The 22,302-nt window shown below is 39.7% G+C and carries 20 protein-coding genes and 1 riboswitch; of the genes, 12 read left to right on the plus strand and 8 right to left on the minus strand.

Annotated elements, in window-relative coordinates:
* Positions 1–27 precede the first annotated feature (27 nt).
* The gene (gene ilvY, locus QUE72_RS18380) at positions 28–906 is read left to right on the plus strand and encodes an HTH-type transcriptional activator IlvY (protein WP_074496860.1); all 879 of its coding nucleotides are present in this window, start codon (positions 28–30) and stop codon (positions 904–906) included.
* A gap of 2 nt (positions 907–908) precedes the next feature.
* Here the strand turns inward: ilvY and QUE72_RS18385 are convergent, their stop codons facing one another.
* Complete coding sequence (locus QUE72_RS18385; RefSeq protein ID WP_286270618.1) at positions 909–2,429, minus strand: YifB family Mg chelatase-like AAA ATPase; 1,521 nt, start codon at positions 2,427–2,429, stop codon at positions 909–911.
* A gap of 635 nt (positions 2,430–3,064) precedes the next feature.
* Here QUE72_RS18385 and ilvG point away from each other — a divergent pair.
* The 6 genes from ilvG to QUE72_RS18415 all read left to right on the plus strand — a co-directional run bounded on the left by ilvG (position 3,065) and on the right by QUE72_RS18415 (position 10,567).
* The gene (ilvG, locus tag QUE72_RS18390; protein ID WP_286270619.1) at positions 3,065–4,729 is read left to right on the plus strand and encodes an acetolactate synthase 2 catalytic subunit; all 1,665 of its coding nucleotides are present in this window, start codon (positions 3,065–3,067) and stop codon (positions 4,727–4,729) included.
* A 1-nt stretch (position 4,730) separates the two neighbouring features.
* Positions 4,731–5,018 carry an acetolactate synthase 2 small subunit gene (gene ilvM / locus QUE72_RS18395; RefSeq protein ID WP_286270620.1) on the plus strand — a complete coding sequence of 96 codons (288 nt, stop codon included), beginning with the start codon at positions 4,731–4,733 and terminating at the stop codon, positions 5,016–5,018.
* Positions 5,019–5,062: 44 nt separating this feature from the next.
* On the plus strand, positions 5,063–5,989 hold the full coding sequence (locus QUE72_RS18400) for a branched-chain amino acid transaminase (protein WP_286270621.1): 927 nt from the start codon (positions 5,063–5,065) through the stop codon (positions 5,987–5,989).
* A 108-nt stretch (positions 5,990–6,097) separates the two neighbouring features.
* Complete coding sequence (gene ilvD, locus QUE72_RS18405) at positions 6,098–7,966, plus strand: dihydroxy-acid dehydratase (RefSeq protein WP_286270622.1); 1,869 nt, start codon at positions 6,098–6,100, stop codon at positions 7,964–7,966.
* On the plus strand, positions 7,956–9,524 hold the full coding sequence (gene ilvA / locus QUE72_RS18410; RefSeq protein ID WP_286270623.1) for a threonine ammonia-lyase, biosynthetic: 1,569 nt from the start codon (positions 7,956–7,958) through the stop codon (positions 9,522–9,524). Before ilvD ends, ilvA begins: the two co-directional genes overlap by 11 nt.
* A 110-nt stretch (positions 9,525–9,634) precedes the next feature.
* Entirely contained in the window at positions 9,635–10,567 is a 933-nt protein-coding gene (locus QUE72_RS18415; protein ID WP_286270624.1) for an SPFH domain-containing protein, read from the plus strand.
* Positions 10,568–10,886: 319 nt separating this feature from the next.
* On the opposite strand, the gene QUE72_RS18420 is transcribed toward QUE72_RS18415, so the two are convergent.
* Positions 10,887–11,258 carry a hypothetical protein gene (locus QUE72_RS18420; RefSeq protein ID WP_286270625.1) on the minus strand — a complete coding sequence of 124 codons (372 nt, stop codon included), beginning with the start codon at positions 11,256–11,258 and terminating at the stop codon, positions 10,887–10,889.
* A 189-nt stretch (positions 11,259–11,447) separates the two neighbouring features.
* Here QUE72_RS18420 and QUE72_RS18425 point away from each other — a divergent pair, with 189 nt between their 5' ends.
* The gene (locus QUE72_RS18425) at positions 11,448–11,819 is read left to right on the plus strand and encodes a hypothetical protein (protein ID WP_286270626.1); all 372 of its coding nucleotides are present in this window, start codon (positions 11,448–11,450) and stop codon (positions 11,817–11,819) included.
* Positions 11,820–12,132: 313 nt separating this feature from the next.
* Here QUE72_RS18425 and ubiK read toward each other — a convergent pair whose 3' ends face one another.
* Positions 12,133–12,387 carry a ubiquinone biosynthesis accessory factor UbiK gene (gene ubiK / locus QUE72_RS18430; protein WP_286270627.1) on the minus strand — a complete coding sequence of 85 codons (255 nt, stop codon included), beginning with the start codon at positions 12,385–12,387 and terminating at the stop codon, positions 12,133–12,135.
* A gap of 108 nt (positions 12,388–12,495) precedes the next feature.
* Here ubiK and rep point away from each other — a divergent pair, with 108 nt between their 5' ends.
* Entirely contained in the window at positions 12,496–14,523 is a 2,028-nt protein-coding gene (rep, locus tag QUE72_RS18435) for a DNA helicase Rep (RefSeq protein ID WP_286270629.1), read from the plus strand.
* 96 nt (positions 14,524–14,619) lie between these two features.
* Here rep and QUE72_RS18440 read toward each other — a convergent pair whose 3' ends face one another.
* Together QUE72_RS18440 and QUE72_RS18445 are read right to left on the minus strand one after the other, a co-directional pair.
* Complete coding sequence (locus QUE72_RS18440) at positions 14,620–15,117, minus strand: hypothetical protein (RefSeq protein ID WP_286270631.1); 498 nt, start codon at positions 15,115–15,117, stop codon at positions 14,620–14,622.
* 5 nt (positions 15,118–15,122) lie between these two features.
* Positions 15,123–16,946 carry a tetratricopeptide repeat protein gene (locus QUE72_RS18445; protein WP_286270632.1) on the minus strand — a complete coding sequence of 608 codons (1,824 nt, stop codon included), beginning with the start codon at positions 16,944–16,946 and terminating at the stop codon, positions 15,123–15,125.
* Between the two features lie 160 nt (positions 16,947–17,106).
* Positions 17,107–17,189: riboswitch (cyclic di-GMP riboswitch) on the plus strand.
* A 421-nt stretch (positions 17,190–17,610) separates the two neighbouring features.
* On the opposite strand from QUE72_RS18445, the gene QUE72_RS18450 reads away from it, so the two are divergent.
* Positions 17,611–18,621: a diguanylate cyclase domain-containing protein gene (locus QUE72_RS18450; RefSeq protein WP_175573078.1), complete on the plus strand. Its 1,011-nt coding sequence runs from the start codon at positions 17,611–17,613 to the stop codon at positions 18,619–18,621.
* Here the strand turns inward: QUE72_RS18450 and QUE72_RS18455 are convergent.
* Positions 18,614–19,090, minus strand: coding sequence for a DUF523 domain-containing protein (locus tag QUE72_RS18455; protein ID WP_286270634.1), 477 nt, complete (start codon positions 19,088–19,090; stop codon positions 18,614–18,616). The genes QUE72_RS18450 and QUE72_RS18455 overlap by 8 nt on opposite strands.
* Positions 19,090–19,419, minus strand: a complete 330-nt coding sequence (locus tag QUE72_RS18460; protein ID WP_286270635.1) for a DUF3630 family protein — start codon at positions 19,417–19,419, stop codon at positions 19,090–19,092. Before QUE72_RS18460 ends, QUE72_RS18455 begins: the two co-directional genes overlap by 1 nt.
* 128 nt (positions 19,420–19,547) lie before the next feature.
* Here QUE72_RS18460 and QUE72_RS18465 point away from each other — a divergent pair, with 128 nt between their 5' ends.
* Complete coding sequence (locus tag QUE72_RS18465) at positions 19,548–19,847, plus strand: c-type cytochrome (RefSeq protein ID WP_074496819.1); 300 nt, start codon at positions 19,548–19,550, stop codon at positions 19,845–19,847.
* A gap of 39 nt (positions 19,848–19,886) precedes the next feature.
* On the opposite strand, the gene recQ is transcribed toward QUE72_RS18465, so the two are convergent.
* Positions 19,887–21,701 carry a DNA helicase RecQ gene (recQ, locus tag QUE72_RS18470; protein WP_286270636.1) on the minus strand — a complete coding sequence of 605 codons (1,815 nt, stop codon included), beginning with the start codon at positions 21,699–21,701 and terminating at the stop codon, positions 19,887–19,889.
* 123 nt (positions 21,702–21,824) lie between these two features.
* Between recQ and QUE72_RS18475 the strand changes: the two genes are divergently transcribed.
* Positions 21,825–22,280, plus strand: coding sequence for a thioesterase family protein (locus QUE72_RS18475; protein ID WP_286270637.1), 456 nt, complete (start codon positions 21,825–21,827; stop codon positions 22,278–22,280).
* The last annotated feature ends 22 nt before the right edge of the window (positions 22,281–22,302 follow it).

Below are 22,302 nucleotides of genomic sequence, written 5' to 3' on the forward strand. Positions count from 1 at the left end.
CAAAAAACGCAACATTAAGTCACTACCATGGATCAAAAATCATTAAAAATGTTCGTTGACCTCGCCAATAATTTACATTTTGGCAAAACGGCAGAAGCAAACCACGTAAGTACCTCGACCTTGAGCCGTGCCATTCAGCGCATTGAAACTGAAGTGGGTTGCAACTTATTGCACCGTGACAATAGAACGGTGGTGCTCACACAGGCGGGTCAGCAGTTTCAGCAATATGCACAACAGCAACTTGATAACTGGCATGTATTACAGCTTTCACTGCGACAAGAACAAACCCAGTTACAGGGAAAACTTAATATTTTTTGCTCGGTTACCGCAGCATACAGCCACCTACCGCCATTGCTCGATCAGTTTCGTCAACAACACCCCTTAGTAGAAATTATGCTCGTAACTGGCGATGCAGCCGATGCCTTTGAACAGCTTAGTTCTCAATCTGTTGATTTAGCCATTGCGGTAAAGCCCGAGTCATTATCACGTCAGTTTTATTTTCATCCGCTCGCGCAAGTTCCCTTAACTGTGATCGCGCCAAGTAAAGTTTGCCATGTACAACAGCAAGTCAATATGCCCGTAATTGAGTGGGGAAATATCCCGATGATTTTGCCTGAACACGGCATCGCACGAAAACGATTCGACTATTGGTTTCGTCGCCGGCAACAAGGAAAGCCGAACATCTATGCTACGGTTTCGGGTCATGAGGCACTTGTGAGTATGGTTGCGCTTGGTTGTGGCGTTGGTATGGTTCCACAAGTGGTCGTTGATAATAGCCCGGTAAAAGACCGCGTGAAAAACTTAGAGAATATTGGCGATATCCCCCCTTTTGAGCTCGGCGTATGCTGTTTAAATCAACACAAAGCCAATAGTTTAATTACCGCTTTTTTACAATCAATTGAATAAGTCTAAGCAACCGCGGTAGTTAAATGTTTTAATAATCGATCCATCGCGCGATACGACATTGCTTCAATTAAATGTTTATGAGCTATCTGTTGGCTTTTTTCCATATCTGCCAGCGTACGCGCTATTTTAAGAATTTTATGATGCGCACGCGTTGATAAGCCTAGTTTTTCAACCGCTAACGCTAAGAATTCGTTATCATCTGGCGTTAACGCGCAGAACTTTCTTAACTCTGTACTCGACAAATACGCATTCGCTTTACCCTGCCTAACAAGCTGTAAGGCTCTACATTGTTGCACCCTATGTCGCACTTGCGCACTAGTTTCTACCTCTGGCACGTTATCTGACCACATACCTTTGGGTAAGCGGGCAACTTCAATTTGAATATCAATACGGTCAAGAAATGGCCCTGATAACTTACTTAAATATCGCAATACTTGTTCTGGCGTGCTGCGGTTATCATTATAAAAACCTGTAGGTGAAGGGTTCATCGCTGCTACTAATTGAAACTGCGCAGGGTATGTTTGCTTTTGTAACGCACGCGAAATCGTCACCTCACCAGACTCCATCGGTTCACGTAATACATCTAACACTTTTCGATCAAATTCAGGTAACTCATCAAGAAAAAGTACACCATGATGCGCTAGCGTCACTTCACCTGATTGTGGAATACTACCACCACCGATCAACGCTGCGGAAGAGGCCGTATGATGCGGAGAACGAAATGGCCTTGTTAACCAAGCTGTTGAATCTACCGCCTGATGGCTAATCGACTTTATCGCCGCAACATCAATACCTTCTTGCTCAGTCATCGTGGGCAAAATCCCAGATAACCGACTTGCTAACATGGTTTTCCCTGTCCCTGGCGGGCCAATAAATAACAAATTATGAGCGCCACTAGCAGCTATTTCTAATGCTCTTTTAGCAAGGGGTTGCCCAACCACATCGCTGATATCGTCTTCGATAATGATGTTATGCTCTGATTGTCTTTTAGGCTCTGCGACAGGTAAGCGCTGCTGTTTCATAAGATGTGGATATAATTCTGCAAGGTGTGTTAGTGGCAAAACAGTGGCTGATTCAACCCAGCTCGCTTGTTCAGCATTTGAAGAAGGCACGATCAATGTTCGGTTAGCATGTGCGCTGGCCATTGCCATCGGTATTTCACCAACAATTTGTCGTAACTCTCCAGAAAGGGCAAGTTCACCGGCAAATTCATATTGTGCAATCTCATCACCAGGTAGCTGTTCAGACGCCACAAGAATACCTACTGCAATCGGCAAATCAAACCGACCACCCTCCTTGGGTAAATCGGCAGGCGCTAAATTGATGGTGATACGTTTTGCCGGAAATTCATAACCACAATTTAACATTGCGCTACGCACTCGATCTTTTGATTCGCGCACACTGGTTTCTGGCAAGCCAACGATGTTGAAGGCTGGTAACCCATTGGCTAAATGTACTTCTACAGTAACCAACGGTGACGATAAACCTATACGGGCGCGACTATAGACACACGCTAAAGACATAATAAATCCATTTACACTGCTTTTCTTCCTTGCAAGCAAGTGTAGACCCGCTTTTTTAATAACGCTAATCGCAGCTGGTTAACCTGAGCTCTAGCTAATCAACTGAGACGGTAAGTTTTTATTTGTCACACTGTTCTAGCACGGAGTTTTTTCTTAGTACAAGGCAAATTTGTGCGTCAATGACCTGTCTATTGCAAATAAATGTAACGCAGTAATAAGGAAAAACAACTGCTAGAAAGTAAGTTGTTATCTCGAGATCAGGTTAGTTATAACCAAAGGTAAATATTTGCTATGAAAAACTCTAAGAAAAAAACTTGCACATTGAATTAGAGCTATGATACTAATTTAAAAAGACAGCGAATTAAGCGCAAAATTTAATATTTTTTCAGAGTAATCGAATAAACATGCAAAACTATAGCTCAGTCATTATTAACATTCTCGTCGTGGTGATTATTAAATCATCGCGGGGCCGTTTGTTGAGCTAAAGTAAACTCAGAAATTAACTACAAACCCCCCGCTCCTAATGGACCGGGGGGTTTTTCGTATAGGGCAGCCAATTAACGTGAACGTTAAGGTAACAAGACAAAAGGAGTCTACTTAGTAGGGTTAACCACTCTCAAAAGTATAAAACAATCATGGCAACTGACAATCAACACACCGGTGGATCTTTATTATTTGATGTGCTGCAACAACATGGCGTACAACACGTATTTGGATATCCAGGCGGTGCTATTATGCCAATATACGATGCTTTGTATGATAGTGATGTTCAACATTTTCTCGTGCGACACGAACAAGGTGCAGCCTTTTCAGCTATTGGCTATGCTAGAGCCACCGGTAAAATAGGTGTTTGCTTGGCAACATCGGGGCCCGGCGCGACTAATTTAATCACTGGGCTTGCAGATGCATTAGCAGATTCAATTCCTATTGTTGCAATCACAGGCCAAGTTGCTACCGCAGCCATGGGATCTGACGCTTTCCAAGAAATTGACGTATTCGGTTTATCATTGGCATGTACCAAACATTCCTTTCAAGTACGTAGCGTTGAAGAACTTGAAAAAGTACTTCATAAAGCTTTTACCATTGCGCTAGAAGGACGTCAGGGGCCAGTATTAGTTGATATTCCAAAAGATGTTCAACTAGCCGCAGTCGAAAAATTAGGCATTCATTACGATCAAATTACCAATAAAGTGAAGCTTCCTCCTGCTGACGTTTCCAAAGCACTTGAAGTATTATCGCAAGCCAAAAAGCCCATCCTTTATGTTGGCGGCGGTGTAGGCATGGCAAATGCGTTAGATGAAGTTCGTCAATTTGCAAACGAAACAGGGTTACCCTGCGTATCTACTCTCAAAGGCCTAGGCGCTATTAATGCCGACAATCCCTATTACTTAGGCATGCTAGGTATGCACGGCACTAAAGCAGCAAATTTAGCAGTACAAGAATGTGATTTATTAGTGGCCGTTGGTGCTCGTTTTGATGATCGCGTTACAGGAAAATTAAATGAATTTGCCCCTAACGCAAAAGTTATTCACTTTGACATTGATACTGCTGAAATTAACAAACGAAGAGCCGCTGATGCTGCCATTCTTGGCGATTTAAAAATTAACGTACCACTACTTGCTATGCCTTTAAATATCAAGGATTGGCAAGATAATATTGCGAAAATGAAAAAAGCTTTTGCGTGGCAATATGATCATCCTGGAAAAGGCATTTACGCGCCTGCTGTATTAAATGAAATCAGCGAAAAAATGTCTAAAAATGCCTGTGTAACAACCGATGTTGGCCAACATCAAATGTGGGCTGCCCAGCACATGTCGTTTAATGAGCCTTGTAACTTTTTAACCAGCGGCGGTATGGGAACCATGGGTTTTGGTTTACCAGCAGCCGTGGGTGCACAAGTAAGTAGACCGCACGACACCATTATTGCGGTAACAGGTGACGGCTCATTCATGATGAATGTACAAGAACTTTCCACCATAAAACGTTTTCAATTACCAGTGAAAATTGTGCTGATTGATAACGCTAAGCTAGGCATGGTACGACAGTGGCAAGACCTATTTTTTGATGGTCGACTCAGTGAAACCGACCTTTCAGATAACCCTGACTTTATCATGCTAGCCAACGCTTTTGATATCAAAGCAAAAATGATCACCGAAAAAGACGAAGTAGCACAAGCTGTTGACGAGATGTTAGATCACAATGGTCCTTATCTTTTACAAGTGAAAATAGACGCGCAAGAAAATGTTTGGCCGCTTGTACCGCCAGAAACAGCAAACGATAAAATGATGGAGAGCAGCTAAGATGAACCATTATCAATTACTCATCACAGTTGACGATAAACAAGTAGTATTAGAACGTATTTTACAAGTGACGCGTTATCGTGGCTTTTTAATCAATGGCATGAGTGCAGTCGTAAACACCGGCACACAAATCGGCACCATAGAACTGCAAGTTAGCAGTGAACGTCCTATTGAATTATTGGTCGACCAAATCAATAAACTGATCGACATCAAGGGTGTCAAAGTAGACAATAGAAGCTCGCGCCAAAGCAGCGCGCAAGATTATTTACTTAGCACCCAATACAAATAATCAGCGTTTAATTCGCTGAGCATGATAAAAATTAGGAAAAGAAAATGGCAAAAGTTAGTGCAGAACTCATCTGGTTTAATGGTGGTCTTATCCCATGGAAAGACGCAACCGTACATGTAATGAGTCACGCTTTACATTATGGCTCCTCAGTGTTTGAAGGCATTCGTGCCTATGAAACACACAAAGGCACGTGTATTTTTCGATTAGAAGAACATATCGACAGACTCTTTGACTCTGCAAAAGTTTACCGCATGAATATTCCCTTTACGCACGAACAAGTTATGCAAGCATGTAAAGATGCCGTTGCGCAAAATAACTTAGATTCTGCGTACTTACGTCCACTCGCATTTTTAGGTGATGTAGGTATGGGCTTACGCCCACCTGTCGGTGCGAAAGCAGATCTAATGGTTGCTGCTTTTGCATGGGAAGCCTATTTAGGCGCTGATGCGATTGAAGATGGTGTTGAAGTAGGTGTATCAAGCTGGAACCGCTTAGCACCAAATACGATGCCAACAGCAGCAAAAGCTGGCGGTAACTACTTATCTTCACAGCTAATTTCAATGGAGGCAGGTCGTCATGGTTATACAGAAGGTATCGCCTTAGATGTGAATAACATGGTGAGTGAAGGTGCAGGACAAAATTTATTTTTAGTACGTAATGGCGTTATTTATACGCCATTTAGTACCGCATCTATTTTACCTGGCTTAACAAGAGATACCGTTATTCAACTTGCTTGTAAATTAGGCTATGAAGTGCGCGAAGAACCTGTTTCTCGTGAATCACTCTATTTAGCCGATGAGTTTTTTATGACAGGTACTGCAACGGAAGTTGTCCCGGTTAAATCTGTTGACGGTTTACCTGTGGGTAGCGGTACACGAGGCCCAATCACCCAAGCTATTCAAGCCGCATTTTTCGGTATTTTTGATGGTACAACACAAATTGATGACAGTTGGTTAACGCCAGTTAAATAAAAATGTGATAGCAACCTAGGGGTCAATACTGCCCCTAAGTTTGCTTGTTAAAACTCGCGATTTAGTTCGTTTTCACAAGTAAATTTATTATCTTCATGGAATTACATTATGCCTAAATTAAGATCAGCCACTTCAACTCAAGGCCGCAATATGGCGGGCGCTCGTGCATTATGGCGTGCAACAGGAATGACAGATAATGATTTTGGTAAACCTATTGTTGCCGTGGTTAATTCTTTTACACAGTTCGTACCGGGCCATGTTCATTTAAAAGACATGGGGCAATTAGTGGCTGGCGCTATTGAAGAAGCGGGTGGCGTTGCCAAAGAATTCAATACGATTGCCGTTGACGATGGTATCGCTATGGGGCACAGCGGTATGCTGTATAGCTTGCCTTCTCGTGATTTAATCGCTGATTCTGTTGAATATATGGTCAATGCTCATTGTGCTGATGCCATGGTATGTATTTCAAACTGTGACAAAATTACTCCAGGCATGCTAATGGCTGCTATGCGTTTGAATATTCCCGTAATTTTTGTTTCAGGTGGTCCAATGGAAGCAGGTAAAACAAAGCTTTCTGATCAAATTATCAAGCTTGATTTGGTTGATGCCATGATCCAGGGCGCTGATCCAACCGTTTCGAATGAACAAAGTGATCAAGTAGAGCGTTCTGCCTGTCCAACATGCGGTTCATGTTCAGGCATGTTTACCGCAAATTCAATGAATTGTTTAGCCGAAGCTTTAGGCTTAGCATTACCTGGCAATGGTTCAATGCTAGCTACCCATGCCGATCGAGAACAGTTATTTTTAGACGCTGGTAAACAAATAGTCGAACTAACCAAACGTTACTATCAAGACAACGATGAAAGTGCTTTACCGCGTAACATTGCGAACAAAGATTCATTCTCCAATGCCATGTGCTTAGATATTGCGATGGGTGGCTCAACCAATACTATTTTACACCTACTCGCGACCGCCCAAGAAGCAGAAATAGATTATACCATGGAAGATATGGATAAGTTATCACGCGTAGTGCCACAACTATGCAAAGTCGCTCCTTCTACTCCTAAATACCATATGGAAGATGTGCATCGTGCTGGTGGCGTTATTGCTATTTTAGGCGAATTAGCTCGTGCTGGTTTATTGAAAACTGAGGTGCCAAATGTATTAGGTACCACATTAGCTGACGTTATCGCTAAATATGATATTAAAGTCACCAATGATGAAGAGGTTAAAAAATTCTATCGTGCTGGCCCTGCGGGTATTCGTACCACCAAAGCGTTTAGCCAAGATTGTCGTTGGGACACCTTAGATGACGACCGAGAAAATGGTTGTATTCGCAATATTGATCATGCCTTTTCAACCGAAGGTGGCTTAGCTGTGTTATCGGGCAATATTGCCCTTGATGGTTGCGTCGTGAAAACTGCAGGCGTTAGTGATGACAACTTAACTTTTACCGGCCCTGCTCATATATTTGAAAGCCAAGATGCTGCAGTAGCAGGTATATTAGAGGGTAAAGTGGTTGCCGGTGAAGTTGTGGTTATTCGCTATGAAGGCCCGAAGGGAGGCCCTGGTATGCAAGAAATGCTTTACCCAACCACCTATTTAAAATCAATGGGATTAGGTAAAGCATGTGCATTGTTAACAGACGGACGCTTTTCTGGCGGCACATCGGGTTTGTCAATTGGTCATGTATCACCAGAAGCTGCAAGTGGTGGCACTATTGCTTTAGTTGAGCAAGGTGACATTATTCATATTGATATTCCCAGTAGAACCATTCAATTAAACGTTAGTGAAGAAGAACTCTCAGAACGTCGCACTGCAATGAACGCTAAGGGCATTAACGCATGGAAGCCACAAGAGCGTATTCGTCCTATCAGCTATGCACTTAAAAACTATGCAATGTTAGCGACCAGCGCAGATAAGGGTGCAGTACGTAACCGAGATTTACTTGATGGGGTTCAAAGCAATGACGGGTGAAGAACAGCAAGCTTTAGCCCAAGTTAACGCAGACCAGGAACAAGCATTAGATTACCTTAGGCGTATATTACTTGCGCCTATTTATGACGTTGCGGTTGAAACCGAATTAACACCATTGAGTAAACTTTCAACACGGTTAGGTAACCAAATTTTTCTTAAACGTGAAGACCAACAACCGGTACATTCATTTAAATTACGTGGTGCGTATAACAAACTTGCTAACCTATCTGAAACGCAATGTATTCATGGCGTTATTGCTGCTTCAGCTGGAAATCATGCACAAGGTCTAGCCTTAGCAGCAAATAAGTTAGGCATTAACGCGACAATCGTAATGCCGATTACCACACCTGATATTAAAGTGGACAATGTACGCCGCTTCGGTGCCGAAGTTCGTCTTGTAGGTAAAAGCTTTAATGAGGCAGCAACGGCATGCTTGCAATTTGCCAAAGATGAAAGCAAAACGATAATTCATCCGTTTGACGATATTGACGTTATTGCTGGGCAAGGGACTGTCGCGAAAGAGATACTGCAACAACAAGCCACTTGCGACGTTATTTTTGTACCTGTTGGCGGTGGTGGCTTATTAGCCGGCATGGCCGTTTATTTGAAACAGTTACAGCCTAATATCAAAGTGATTGGTGTGGAAGCTGAAGATTCAGCATGCCTTAAAGCTGCCATGGAGCTTGGTGCTCCTACTGATCTAAGCCAAGTAGGGCTTTTTGCCGATGGCGTTGCGGTAAAACGCATCGGTGAACATACCTTTGATTTGATCAAAAAATATTGTGATCAAGTGATCACTGTTTCAACGGATGAAATATGTGCATCCATAAAAGATATTTTCGAACATACCCGCGTTATTGCTGAACCTGCAGGTGCATTATCATTAGCAGGTTTACAAAAATATTGCCAAACCAGTCTTGGAAATGAATCACTAATCGCCATATTATCTGGCGCTAACATGAACTTTCACACGCTACGCTATGTTTCTGAGCGCTGCGAGTTAGGCGAGCAAAAAGAGGCTGTGCTGTCGGTATCTATTCCTGAAGAAAAAGGCAGCTTTAGACGTTTTTGCCAAATATTGGAAGGACGTGTGATCACCGAGTTTAATTATCGCCAAGCAAGATCAAATAGTCAGGGTGAACAAGCGCAGATTTTTGTTGGTATCAGGCTATCTGGTCAGCAAGAAAGAGAAGCATTAATCACTTTATTGCAACATCAAGGCTTTTCAGTCAATGACTTTACCAATAATGAACTGGCAAAACTTCACGTGCGTTACATGATAGGCGGTCATAATATTTCGACGGCTCAAGAGCGTATTTTTAGATTCCAATTTCCTGAATACCCAGGTGCTTTAGAAAACTTTCTTAATACCTTAGGCGAGCGTTGGAATATTAGTTTGTTTCATTATCGAAATCACGGTGCAGCATTCGGACAAGTATTGGCAGGTTTTGAAGTAAATAATGATGAGCAGCTCGATTTTTTCAACCACGTTAACAGCTTAAATTACGCATGGCAGGAAGAGACAAACAACGCGGCATATCAAGATTTTTTGAGTTAAAACGTCAACTTAGCTTTAGATGACAATCAATTTTACATCATTAACAGCTTGACAGCATACTGCTCCGATGACATATTATGTCAAGAAAACATAATCTAGTAGGAGCTTATATGTTGAAAAATAGCTTAGCATCGAAAACCCCCGATATTGACTCACCACAAGTGACCAAACACTTGATCAAAGTCGCAATCGCTATCGTCGTTATTTTAGGCGCATGGATGACATTTTACACCATTGATGAAGGCCATGTTGGCATTGTGAAACGCTTTGGCGAAGCGACAACACAAGTTAACCCAGGCTTGCACACAAAAGTACCATTAGCTGATACCATTGAAGAGCTTGAGATACGTACACGAAAAAATGCTGAATCATTAAAAGCCTCTACTTATGAACAAATGCCGGTGACAGCTGAGGTATCAGTAAACTGGACAGTGATCCGTTCAGAAGCCTTTGAGCTATACAAAAATTACGGTGGTTTAGATCAGTTTGAAAACCGCATTCTTGACCCAAGATTACGCTCAGCGACCAAAGACGCGTTAGCTCGCTTTAAAGCAGAGCAAATTGTACAAAATCGTGGCCAAGTTATTCAAAAAATTGAGGAAACACTATTATCAGAAATGACTGAGTTTCCTGTTAAGCTTGATAGCGTTCAAATTGAAAACCTTGTGTTACCGCCTAAATATTTGCAAAGTATAGAAACCAAGCAAACCGAAAAGAACTTAGCCGCTGCTGAAGAGCATCGTTTAGAACGCCAAAAGCTTGAAGCACAACGTGAAGTAAATACTGCAGAAGCCAAACGAGATGCAGAAAAAGCACGAGCTGACGGTTCAGCATATGCCATCACAACTGAAGCAAAAGCTGAAGCAGAAGCGATTAAATTAAAAGGTTTAGCGGAAGCGGAAGCAATAAAGAAAAAAGCTGAAGCGATAAAAACCAGTAAAGTGCTTGTTGAATATGTTAAAGCCCAACAGTGGGATGGAAAACTACCAACAACGGTTATGGGTAGCGACCAAGGCATACTTTGGAACATGAAAGAAAAGTAGCAAACTGTTGAATTTTGCCCATTGCAAGAAAGCCTATTGATATCACAATAGGCTTTACTATAGGGTTAATTAAATTGATTAAGCCAAATAAAATAATAAAAATGTTAACCAAAAACTATAGCACTTTGCTTTAAATGTAGTAGCTTATATCGGATCTTACAATTTCGATGAATAGGTTTAGACTTCATCTGATAGACAGCTATGAGCGACAAGCGTAAGTTGAGTAATATGCAAAATCTGCATATTACTCTTAGTGAGAGGCAGAATTATACGCCAGCCTAAACAGCTAAATATCTAGTTGTTTAATAAAAAAGTGAAACTAACTTATTTTTTTAAAGCCTTGTTTAGCCATACAATGATACGCAGCTTTCGCTAATGAATTACTTTTAGATTTTGTATCAGCTTGGTTATTTAAATAATTAATAGTTGCTTGATGTCTAGCTGCTTTGTAATCCTGTTCAGTTTCGGAATCTTTCTTTTGGCGATATACAGGACTTTTAGTTAACGACAGGGTTAACTGATGCGATCTTTTAATACTTTTATTAAAATCACAATTCGCTTTTGCAGCCAAAATAGATTTATCACTATTGAAGAATTTATTATTATCACGGTCTTGCCATGTTGCGCTATCATTTGAACTACAAGCAGAAATAACTAAAGGGAATAATAAAGTAAAATAAAATTTTTTCACGTGTCTTCCTTTTCAAAATTTACACTATATCTCACCAGTACAAGTATTAATCATAACCTTAAATTATTCAATAAGTGTTTGTTTTTTTTATTTATAATTTGTTAATAATAGCCGTCACATAAGCATTAACTTATGTGCGATAAGGAAATAAGTGCGCCTTCTGTACTTATAAAATCAAGGAAACAAGAAGTGAATAAAAACTTATTATTTGCAACCTCTACCATATCATTTGGTATACTTTCAAGCTTTTTAGCGCAAAGTGCGATCCATAGACAGCCAATTTTTATCTACTATGCAACTGCTGATAAGAACATTGAAGTAGGGATTGAAACTCATAGTTGTGATAGAAGGATTGTATTGGCTGACGGAGATAAGACAGATCATTACACACTAATTCACGGTAAAGAATGTGTAGCAAGAAGAGGTGGTGATGGATGGGGGCCTATAAACGAAGGAAGTGCTTTGGACACTATCGAATGCATTGCTGATCTCCCTCCTATAATAGATTATACTAACGGTGAAAGAGATGATCTAGTTGGTGATGTTAATAACTGTATCTAAGAAGTACTTATTATAGGTGAAATAAATGTTATTTTGCCTCTACTTTTTTATTCACATACCTGTAAATATATAAACAACACAATACCAACAAAGCCTGACACCAAAATGCTAGAGTCAAAGTACCGTTATGAACAAATAACTGACTGCACTCTTAAACTAATGCGATCAGAATGCCTGTTTCTCACAGTTTCAGCCCTTGGTTCGATTAATGCTGATAGACAATTGTTGGCACATTTCCGACTGTCAAATTTGATAGAGTTCTGTATACGAATCTGACAGATCTTATTCACTTTAAAAGCTTAACCTCTAAGCGTTAGGTTAGTTCGTCAATTTTAGCTTCTAATTCTGCAACTTTTTGTTCAAGAGTTGCTAATTTTTCTCGCGTTTTGATCAGTACTTGAGTTTGTATATCAAACTCTTCCCGAGTCACTACATCAAGTTCTGATAATTTTCGTTGTAGCACCGTTTTGGTTTTATCTTCAAAGTCAGTCGCTAAATTTTTCAAGCCAGGCGGAATAGCCTCTGTTACTTGTTTCGCAATATCTTCAATTTTTTTCGCGTTAATCATGGCTAAGCCTCATCACAATATATATTACTATTGTAATCTATTTAGCTATTTTGCCAACGTAAAAAACAAGGTAAAATCACCGCCCTTTATCGTCAATTGCGTTAACTCATGAAACTCAACCCCGGACAACAAGAAGCGGTTAATTATGTCAGCGGACCCTGCCTAGTATTAGCAGGTGCAGGTAGTGGAAAAACTGGGGTGATCTGTCAAAAAATTGCGTATCTAATTAATAAATGTGATTACAAAGCCCGTAATATTGCTGCGGTAACCTTTACCAATAAAGCCGCACGTGAAATGAAAGAACGAGTGATAAAAATGCTTGGCCGTGATTTAACCCGTGGATTAACGGTTTCAACCTTTCACTCGCTAGGTCTTGATATTGTTAAAAGAGAAATAAAAACCTTAGGTTACAAACCCGGCTTTACCTTATTTGATGATCAAGACACACTCGCTTTACTTAAAGAGTTAACCGATGAACAGTTCGGTGGCGATAAAGACTTACTCAATAAGCTACAAAGCATGATATCTAACTGGAAGAATGATTTACTCCTTCCAGACGCAGCCATTAAACAATCAAGTGATGCTGATACGTTACAATATGCTGAGTTTTATCAACAATACCATCTACATATGAAGGCATATAACGCCTTAGATTTTGACGATTTAATTTTAATTCCCACTTTACTGTTAAAAAACTATCCTGAAGTGAGAGAAAGATGGCGTAATAAAATTCGTTACATGCTAGTTGATGAATATCAAGATACTAATACCAGCCAATACGAATTAGTTAAACTAATTACCGGAGAACGCGGCCGTTTAACAGTGGTCGGCGACGACGACCAATCTATTTATTCTTGGCGAGGCGCTAAACCACAGAATTTAGTATTGCTGGGGCAAGATTATCCTACGTTAAAACTGATTAAACTCGAACAAAATTACCGCTCAAGTGGTCGTATTTTAAAGTGCGCGAATATTCTTATTGCTAATAACCCGCATGTTTACGATAAATCATTATTTAGTGAACTTGATTACGGTGTCGAGTTGCGGGTATTGCAGACAAAGAATGAAGAACATGAGATTGAACGGGTGGTGGGTGATTTGATCGGTCATCGCTTTTTAAATCGTAGTCATTATAAAGACTACGCCATCCTTTATCGTGGCAATCATCAGTCACGATTGTTAGAAAAAGCATTAATGACTAACCGTATTCCATACAAGATTAGTGGAGGAACCTCTTTTTTCTCACGCGCTGAAATAAAAGACGTCATGGCATACCTACGTGTATTAGTAAATCCTGATGATGATAATGCCTTTTTGCGGATAGTGAATGTACCAAAACGAGAACTCGGCCCAGCAACACTAGAAAAATTAGGCAGTTACGCAAATAAGCGCCAAATTAGTATGTTCGCTGCCAGTTTTGAATTTGGCTTAGAACAGCATTTAACGGGTCGAGGCTTAGCTAAAATGCAAGCTTTTACACGTTGGCTGGTTGAAACTGCCGATAATGCAGAAAGAGGCGATACCGCTGCGGTGCTGAGAAGCATGATCCGCGAAATTAACTATGAAGATTGGTTATACGATACTTCCCCTAGCGCAAAAGCAGCAGAAATGCGGATGAAAAACATAACTGAATTATTCAGTTGGGTTACGCAAATGCTTGAAGGAACAGACGATGAAGAGCCAATGACTTTGCCTCAAATTGTGACACGTTTAACGCTTCGCGACATGATGGAACGTAACGAAGAAGAAGAATTTTCTGATCAAGTGCAATTGATGACTTTACACGCGTCAAAAGGTTTAGAGTTCCCCTATGTCTATTTAATTGGTATGGAAGAAGGGCTTTTGCCTCACCAAACCAGTATTGATGAAGGGAATGTAGAAGAAGAAAGACGCTTAGCTTATGTGGGGGTTACTCGCGCTCAACGAGAGCTTACCTTCACCTATGCCAGAGAACGCAGACAGTTTGGCGAGGTTTCACGCACAGAATCTAGCCGGTTTTTACATGAATTGCCACAAGACGATCTTAACTGGGAATTAAAAAAGGCAACAAAAACGCAAGAACAAAAGCAACATACTGCTAAAGCAGGTGTAGCAAATTTACGCGAGTTGTTAAAAAACAAAGGCCAATCAAAGTAAGTAACCTGAGCTCGGGATAACAACTTACTTTCTAGCAGCTGTTTTTACACAAATCTGAGGTTAAGTAGCATCAAGCAATTTATTCAAAAGGGTTTATTACTCTTCGCTTTCAGGGTTTTCTAAATAATAAAAAATTGCTTCGGTAAATGTGATTAATGCAGCAATATTATTTTCTGACCACGCTCTGTTAATATGGGGTTTCATTGCCCCAATTTGGCCTGTGAATCTACGGTAACTGTCTTTTTGATAGCTTTCGAAACATTTTTTCGTAATTTTATGTAATTTTCCTTTTTCACGCAGGGCTTCAGTATAAATTACTGCATAATTGTTGATAAAGGGATGTAATAAATCAAGAAATTCTGCATCAATTTGTGTATCTCTTTCTTGTAATTGCCGAGCTCGATTTTTCACTACCTCTTCATTTTTACGTGCGATAACCGCTACAGATTCTAACAACACTTTGGCTTCTTTCTTAGCGTTATTCCTCTCCCGTTTTGCAGCAATCAACTGCTGTTGAAGACCTTCAGCTTTAAAATAAAAATACACACTTACCGCTATAAATATGGCTAAGACAGCCAATAAAAACATCATCATAAAACCTACACATTAAAACGACTATCAGGAACAGTTGCATCACTTATTCGCGATAAAAAGATATATGGGTCGATATCTTGCACACTGGGAGACTGGCAATCGTACCGAACTTTTAATGAAAACTCACCTAGGTTTGCAAAGAATTGTAGTTTAACTGCTTGGGCAAGCTTTTCTAAATTTTGCTGTAACTCTTCTGGCCGTTGATGTGGTGCCAAAAATAAATACTCGCCATCGTTTATCACCCCTACTTGAACAAACTCTTCCTTAGCGTTGTAAATTAATTCAAATAACGCCAATGTGACTTCTGCGACGGTTTTTTTATTAAACTGAAACGTCAGTTCATTCCAATTTTCAATCGTGAAGTAACCTATAGTTAACGGGTACTCGAATTTTCGCGCCATTTTATAATGATATTGGTACAGTTTTTTACTGTAGCTAGGTCCAGCGATATAGTCGATAGGCTTTTCCGCTTCTTCATACACGTATTTTAATTTAAGTGCTCTTAGCTTTACTCCTAACCAAAGACAAAAAACAAACAAAACAATAACAAAAAATATCAATAAACTAATCAGTTTTTGTTGTTGTTGATATTTGAATTGATATTCTTGCGTTAAGGTTGATTGGTTGGCAAATTGTAATGAAAAATTCCGACTTTTTTGGCTTGTAGCGTGATTTTTTTCCTCTTGAAGTACATTTTTTTCGCCGTAATGTTTAAACACTTTTTCCTGCTCAGTATATTGAAAATAAGCAGCTAAGGCTTTATCGAATTGACCAAGATCACGGTACATTTTTGCCGCCATTAAATGTAACACAATTTGCTTTTCCGTCAGTTCAGTTGAAGCAGAAATACGTTGAGCTTTCGTTAAATACCTATAACTTTCTGACTTGTTATTTAATGTTTCATGCACTCTTGCTAAATCTAATAAAACGGTTAAATACGGTTGCGTTAAATTGTAACCACGAAAACCCAATTCAGCTTTATTAAATAAGTTTAACGCTTGTTGATAATCTGTTTGTAAAAAATGTACTTTCCCTAAGCCCGACTGAGCATAAGCAATACGAATAGGGGCTTGTTTCTTTTGGGCGTAGGTTAAGGCTTCCCAAAAGGCATTGTAAGCATCGTCTAACATGCCCAATGATAAATAAGAACGCGCTAAGTGATAATAGGTTTGATCAATGTTAGCCACTTTATTCAACTCAAACCTAAGTTTTAACACCTTATTATATAAAGAAATAGCGGTATTATCGTCTCCCAAATAATAATGCGCGTTAGCCAATAAATTAATTAAAGAAATACGATCTGACAACCTAGGTTGCTCAGCAAGTAACAGCTCAATGCGTTCAATATCAGTTAATGCATTATCATGTTCAGCTAATAACGCGTTGGCCATCGCCCGATAACTTAACGCATTGATTAATAACTCAACATGGTTAAGTGCTTGTGCCTGTGACACCGCTCGTTCAGCAACTTCTTTGGCGCTATTAAACTTACCTTTGTAGTAATATCCTGCTGCAACTTTTAGTAAAAGCCTTAAATTTATTTGTTGGTCAACGCCCAATAACGTGACCCCATCTTGAGCAAATTGTAATGACTTTGCGAGATCGCCAGTATTTGTCGCTGCATCTGCAAGTAAAGTAAACACTTTTGCCAACGTGTTATTATGGTACAAATGACGTTGCTTAATAACACGCTGAGAAAGTGTTAATACACTTTGATAAGGCATTGATTCTCTATCGCCCTCGTAGAAACGATTAACGTCAGCAATATTCTGTAATATCTCTGTACTGGCTGTATCTTCCGCCAGAAGAGACGCGCTAAAAACATACAAAAATACACTGTAGAAAAACAATTTATAAATCATCGGATGAGTTTTCAATTCCCTTTATTTCAAGGGTTTAATTTAAAAAACAAATAAAGTTTACCATATAAACAATATTTATGGTTTACAAGAAAAAATCTATGAATATAATGTCTCTTGAGCTACTAAAGCTCGATAAGGGCAAATCTAGCGAAAGCTAGAGACGCAAAGTTACCGGTCTACGGGGAAACCTATGGCAGCGGAACTACCGAATTTAGACATAGTGGGGGCTTGTCTATTGAGGCTTTTCCTATGTTATATCTTTCTTTTTAGCACTAGCTTTGCGTGCTCCCTTGTCCCCTTAAACCTACTACACCGTTTACGCTTAAATTTTTTATTCACCGAAGTCTCAATGAACAACATTAATGCCATTCCGTCTAAGAAAGTGATCGCTTAGCGAGAATTTATACCAATTGAATTTAAGATTTGATCAACTTAGAACTTCATCGGCAACATAAATTTGTTTATTCTACTATCGTCCATGCAGCGCTAAGCATTCACTCCTTTGGGTGGATTGGTATTATTTATTTCCATTTATTTGCGATTAACGCTAGCACTTTTTTATAAATTACTAGAGAATGAACTTATAACAATAACAATTTATTTTTCGTATTTACTGAGGGGATGGGTAATTTTGCAATACCATGATTCCATCAAAAAAGCAGAGCAAACATCAACACTGACTATAAAGCAGTTGCAGCAATGGCATCTTCCTGCATCTCCAATAAATTACGCCATCTGTTATGAATATATTATTGGTAAAAACCCAACGTTAAACCAACAAATAAAACAACATTTATCCTTAGGCAAAAAGCTAGACGAATATGTTATTCAAGAGCTATATAAACAATATATTTTAGGCCAAAGTACGTTTAGGGAAGAAATTGTTACAGACATCGATGAATTAGTAGATAGTTTAGCGAATAATAATCAACAGTCGATGAATTGCGCGAATACTCTGTTGAAAAAGCTTGATCACAATATCGTTAATCTGAAATCTAATAATCAAAAAGCCATTACTGGCGCTATTCAACAAATCGAACAAGCGTCAAAAAGTTTTCGTCAGAAGCAACAGCAACTTTCTAACCAACTGATAATATCTAAAAAGCAATCACAGTTATTAAAAGCTGAACTGGCCGAGATAAAAAAAGATATTTACCTCGATCCGTTAACGGGTTTATATAATCGCAAGGCATTAAATAAAAACTTAGAACAATGGACACTTGAAGACCCTAACAAGCAAGTGGCGGCTATTGTTGTTAATGTTGATAAGCTATCTTTAGTAAGCGAAAAGTTTGGCGGTTTAATAAGCGATGTATTATTGTCAAAAATAGCCAACAAAATTGGAAGTTATGTAGGTGATAGCGGTTTGCCTGTACGTTCCGGTCATGATGAGTTTTTAATTTTATTACCCGAAGTAGAACGTAATATTGCCAGTGAAATTGCCGAAAAAATACGCCAAGGTGTTGAAAAGCTTCGCTTCGTAAGTAGCAAATCTGGTGTCAGGTTGCCCCATATGACGATCTCAATGGGAGTAAATGATTTTACCTTATCGCAGAATATCGATACGGTACTTAATTATACACGTACTTTAGTAGTCGATATGCAGCGCCATAGCAGTAACAAAATTACTGTTGCTAGCTAAACTTTTTTTCATTACGTGTTAGCTTTTCAGCTAATAATAACACCGTATTTTCACTATAAACTTCGATGTCATGTTGTCGTAGTAGCTCGGTCGTTAAACCCATCCCTGATATTTTGCTACCAGTAAACCGCCCGTCATAAATGCTATTGCTTCCGCAAGAAGGGCTAGATTCTTTTAATAAGGCGTATTTAATCTGTTGCTCAAGACAAATCGACAGCGCGATATTTGCCCCTCGGGTAAAAGCGTGAGTCACATCTTTTCCTGATACATCTATTACTAAATTGTCCTTTAACACTCTTTCAGCCGGCGCTCTAGGTGTTGATAACCCGCCCGCCACTTCAGGGCACACCTTCACTAGCCTACCTTCATGCTGCCATTGTTTGAACGTTTTATTGACTAACTGCTGATGTCCACCATCGTATCTAACCAGATCTCCCATTAAACATGCACTGACAAGAATTTTTTCCATTATGCATTACCTGTTAAATAATCATATAAGGGGTTAATATTTTTCATTGCTGTTGAATCAAGTGCCTCGAACCAAATAGATTGACTGTAACATTCAAAATGCAACCAATACACCGAATCAAACCAACAGACTTCATAACTAACACGATCAGCGCCTACGTGTGTACTTTTTAGTGTTAATTGTTCATTGCCGCTCGATATTTCTGAAAATATTTCGGGAATGTCTTCTTGTTCCCAAGTAAAAGGTGATAACGACTCAACTTTTTCAGTATCAATGCTTATAACATCATTTTGTTGCTGCCACTTTATTTTATTAAAAAACCAAGACAATTGATTTACCTCTAGGAAATATTGATCTATTGCATATAATACAAAAAAATCTGAGACAGCTATGCTGTTTTTTCATATAATCTGGCTAGGCAATTAAATTTTCTAATCAAAGATAGAGAGATATAGGCATGAAAATATTTACGTTAGCAATTGCTGCTACTGTGATGATGGCATCTCCGGTTTTCGCAGGCGATATCGCCAAAGGTAAAGAAAAAGCAGCAACCTGTGGCGTTTGCCATGGTGCAACGGGCATATCTACAACGCCAATGTACCCTAATTTAGCAGGGCAACAAGAACAGTACCTTTATAAGCAATTAAAAGACTTTAAATCAGGTGCCCGTAAAGATCCGATGATGACAGGTATGGCAATGCCTTTAACTGATGAAGATATGAAAAACTTAGCGGCTTATTACGCGAGTTTAAAATAATTTCTCTTTAAAAGCGCTCCATGAGCGCTTTTTCTTACCTTACTTATCGATTACTTCATTTATTACACTTAAAAACGGCGCACCATAACGTGCTAACTTTGTTTGACCTATCCCTGAGATATTGAGCATTTCTGTCGGTGTTTTCGGTTTAAAGCGCGCTAATTCCGACAACGTCGCATCATTAAACACAATATAAGGCGGTATGTCTTCGCTGTCTGCCAAGGTTTTTCGCAACTCACGCAGCTTGGCAAATAATACACGGTCATATTGCCCAGATTGTTTATCCTGCCGCCAATAACTGGCTTTTTGTAATCTAGGCGTTGCTAAACTCAAGGCTTGCTCACCGGTTAAAACCGAACGAGAGGCTTGCGTTAACATCAGCGCTGAATGGTTCGCTATATCTTGTTGTAAGTAGCCTAAATGTATCAATTGGCGAATAATCGCGTACCAATACCCTGGTGTTTTATCTCGACCAATACCAAACGTTGATAATTGTTGATGCTGTGCCTGAGCAATGACTTCTGTTAACTGGCCACGTAATACATCAATAATATAATTTGCATTATGTTGTTGATTACTACGATATACGCACGATAACACCATTTGAGCAACCTTCAAGCCATCAAATTGACTTGGTGGGTCTAAGCAAATGTCACAATTGCCACAACCTGATGTGGTAAATTCCGCAAAATAATTCAGTACTAACTGCCGACGACACGTTTGAGATTCAACAAAATCATTTACCGAGGCAAATCTTAATAACTCTACGTTACGCTTATGTTCGTTTTCCGTTTCTTGTATGCGCTTTTGGATACGCGAAACATCTTTTTCATCGTGTAAATATAGCGCCTCTGCATTAAGGCCGTCTCGTCCTGCCCGACCAATTTCTTGATAGTAGGCTTCTAGGGTTCTTGGTGGTTCAAAATGAATAACAAAGCGGATATTCGGCTTGTTAATACCTAAACCAAAAGCAACGGTTGCCACCACCACTTGAATATTATCTTTAGCGAAACCATCTTGTACTACTGCACGAATACTATGCTCCATTCCTGCATGATAAGCGGCACAATTTATACCTGCTTTTGCCAAGGTTTCGCTTAATTTTTCTACTTGCCAACGACTGCTACAATAAATAATGCCCGCATCTTGTCCACGCTTTTTGATGTAACTTATCACTTGCGTGGCGCCTCGATATTTCTCTGCCATGGTTAGTCGTATATTCGGCCGATCAAAGCTGTCTAATTGAATATAAGGATCATGCAAATTTAGCTGTTGTAAAATATCTTTCCTAGTTGTCACGTCAGCGGTTGCAGTTAATGCCACCACAGGAATCGCAGGAAATTGCGCTTTTAATATCGATAGTCGCGTATATGCAGGTCTAAAGTCATGACCCCATTGTGAAATGCAATGTGCTTCATCAATGGCAAATAAACGAATCGGTAAGTTATGCAATCCTTGTAAAAAATAATGCTGTGTTAATCGCTCTGGCGCAACATATAGCAGGGTTAATTTCCCACTCGCGAGCCGGCTAAAAGTGTCTTGTATTTGTTCATTCGACAATGACGAATTAACATAGGCAGCAGGAATACCTTGCCTATTCAAGCTATCAACCTGATCTTTCATCAAGGCAATCAGCGGAGAAACAACAATCGTTATACCCTTTAGCAAGGTTGCGGGTAATTGATAACACAAAGACTTACCACCACCAGTAGGCATTAACACCAAACAATCTCTGCCTGAAATAATTTGCTCTACAACGTGCTGCTGACCTGCTCTAAATTCAGAATAACCAAAAATTTCTTGCAAATTTTGTTGCAAAGTATTTAACGGTTCAGCTACTGATAGATCACTCAATGGAAAATCTTCTGAAATAAATGAAAGGCATATTTTACCCGATTATCACCTCAAGAAGAAAACTTTCTTTTTCACTAAAAACGGTGCACACTTTACCTTATCACTCTCATCCGACCAGACATTATGAATCAAGCCGACGTTTTTAAACAAATTGCCCACTTTTGGAACAATGGCATGCCTTTTAATCAATTGCTAGGGTTAGAGATCATAACTTTCGATACTCAAACCTCAGAAATACGCTTTCAATGGCAAGATAAACTTATTGGTAATCCAATGCAGAAAATATTACACGGTGGCGTAACAGCTTCTGCCTTAGATCTCGCTGGCGGTATTGTTGCAGCAGCTAACATCATTGAGCATCTTGATGATACGTCGGAAGCCAATATTGCACGAAGTTTATCTAAATTAGGCACTATTGATTTACGCACTGACTTTTTGCGCCCAGGCCGTGGTCAAGCGTTTGTAGCGACCGCTCGTATTATTCGCAGCGGCAGTAAGGTAGCAGTAGCAAGAATGGAGCTACATAACGAAGAGGGAGTGCATATCGCATTCGGCACGGGTACCTATATGGTTGGCTAGGCCGTATTGAACTTTGCTGTAC

Origin of the sequence: Thalassotalea hakodatensis (genome assembly GCF_030295995.1) — a bacterium.
GTDB classification, from domain to species: Bacteria; Pseudomonadota; Gammaproteobacteria; order Enterobacterales; family Alteromonadaceae; genus Thalassotalea_C; species Thalassotalea_C hakodatensis.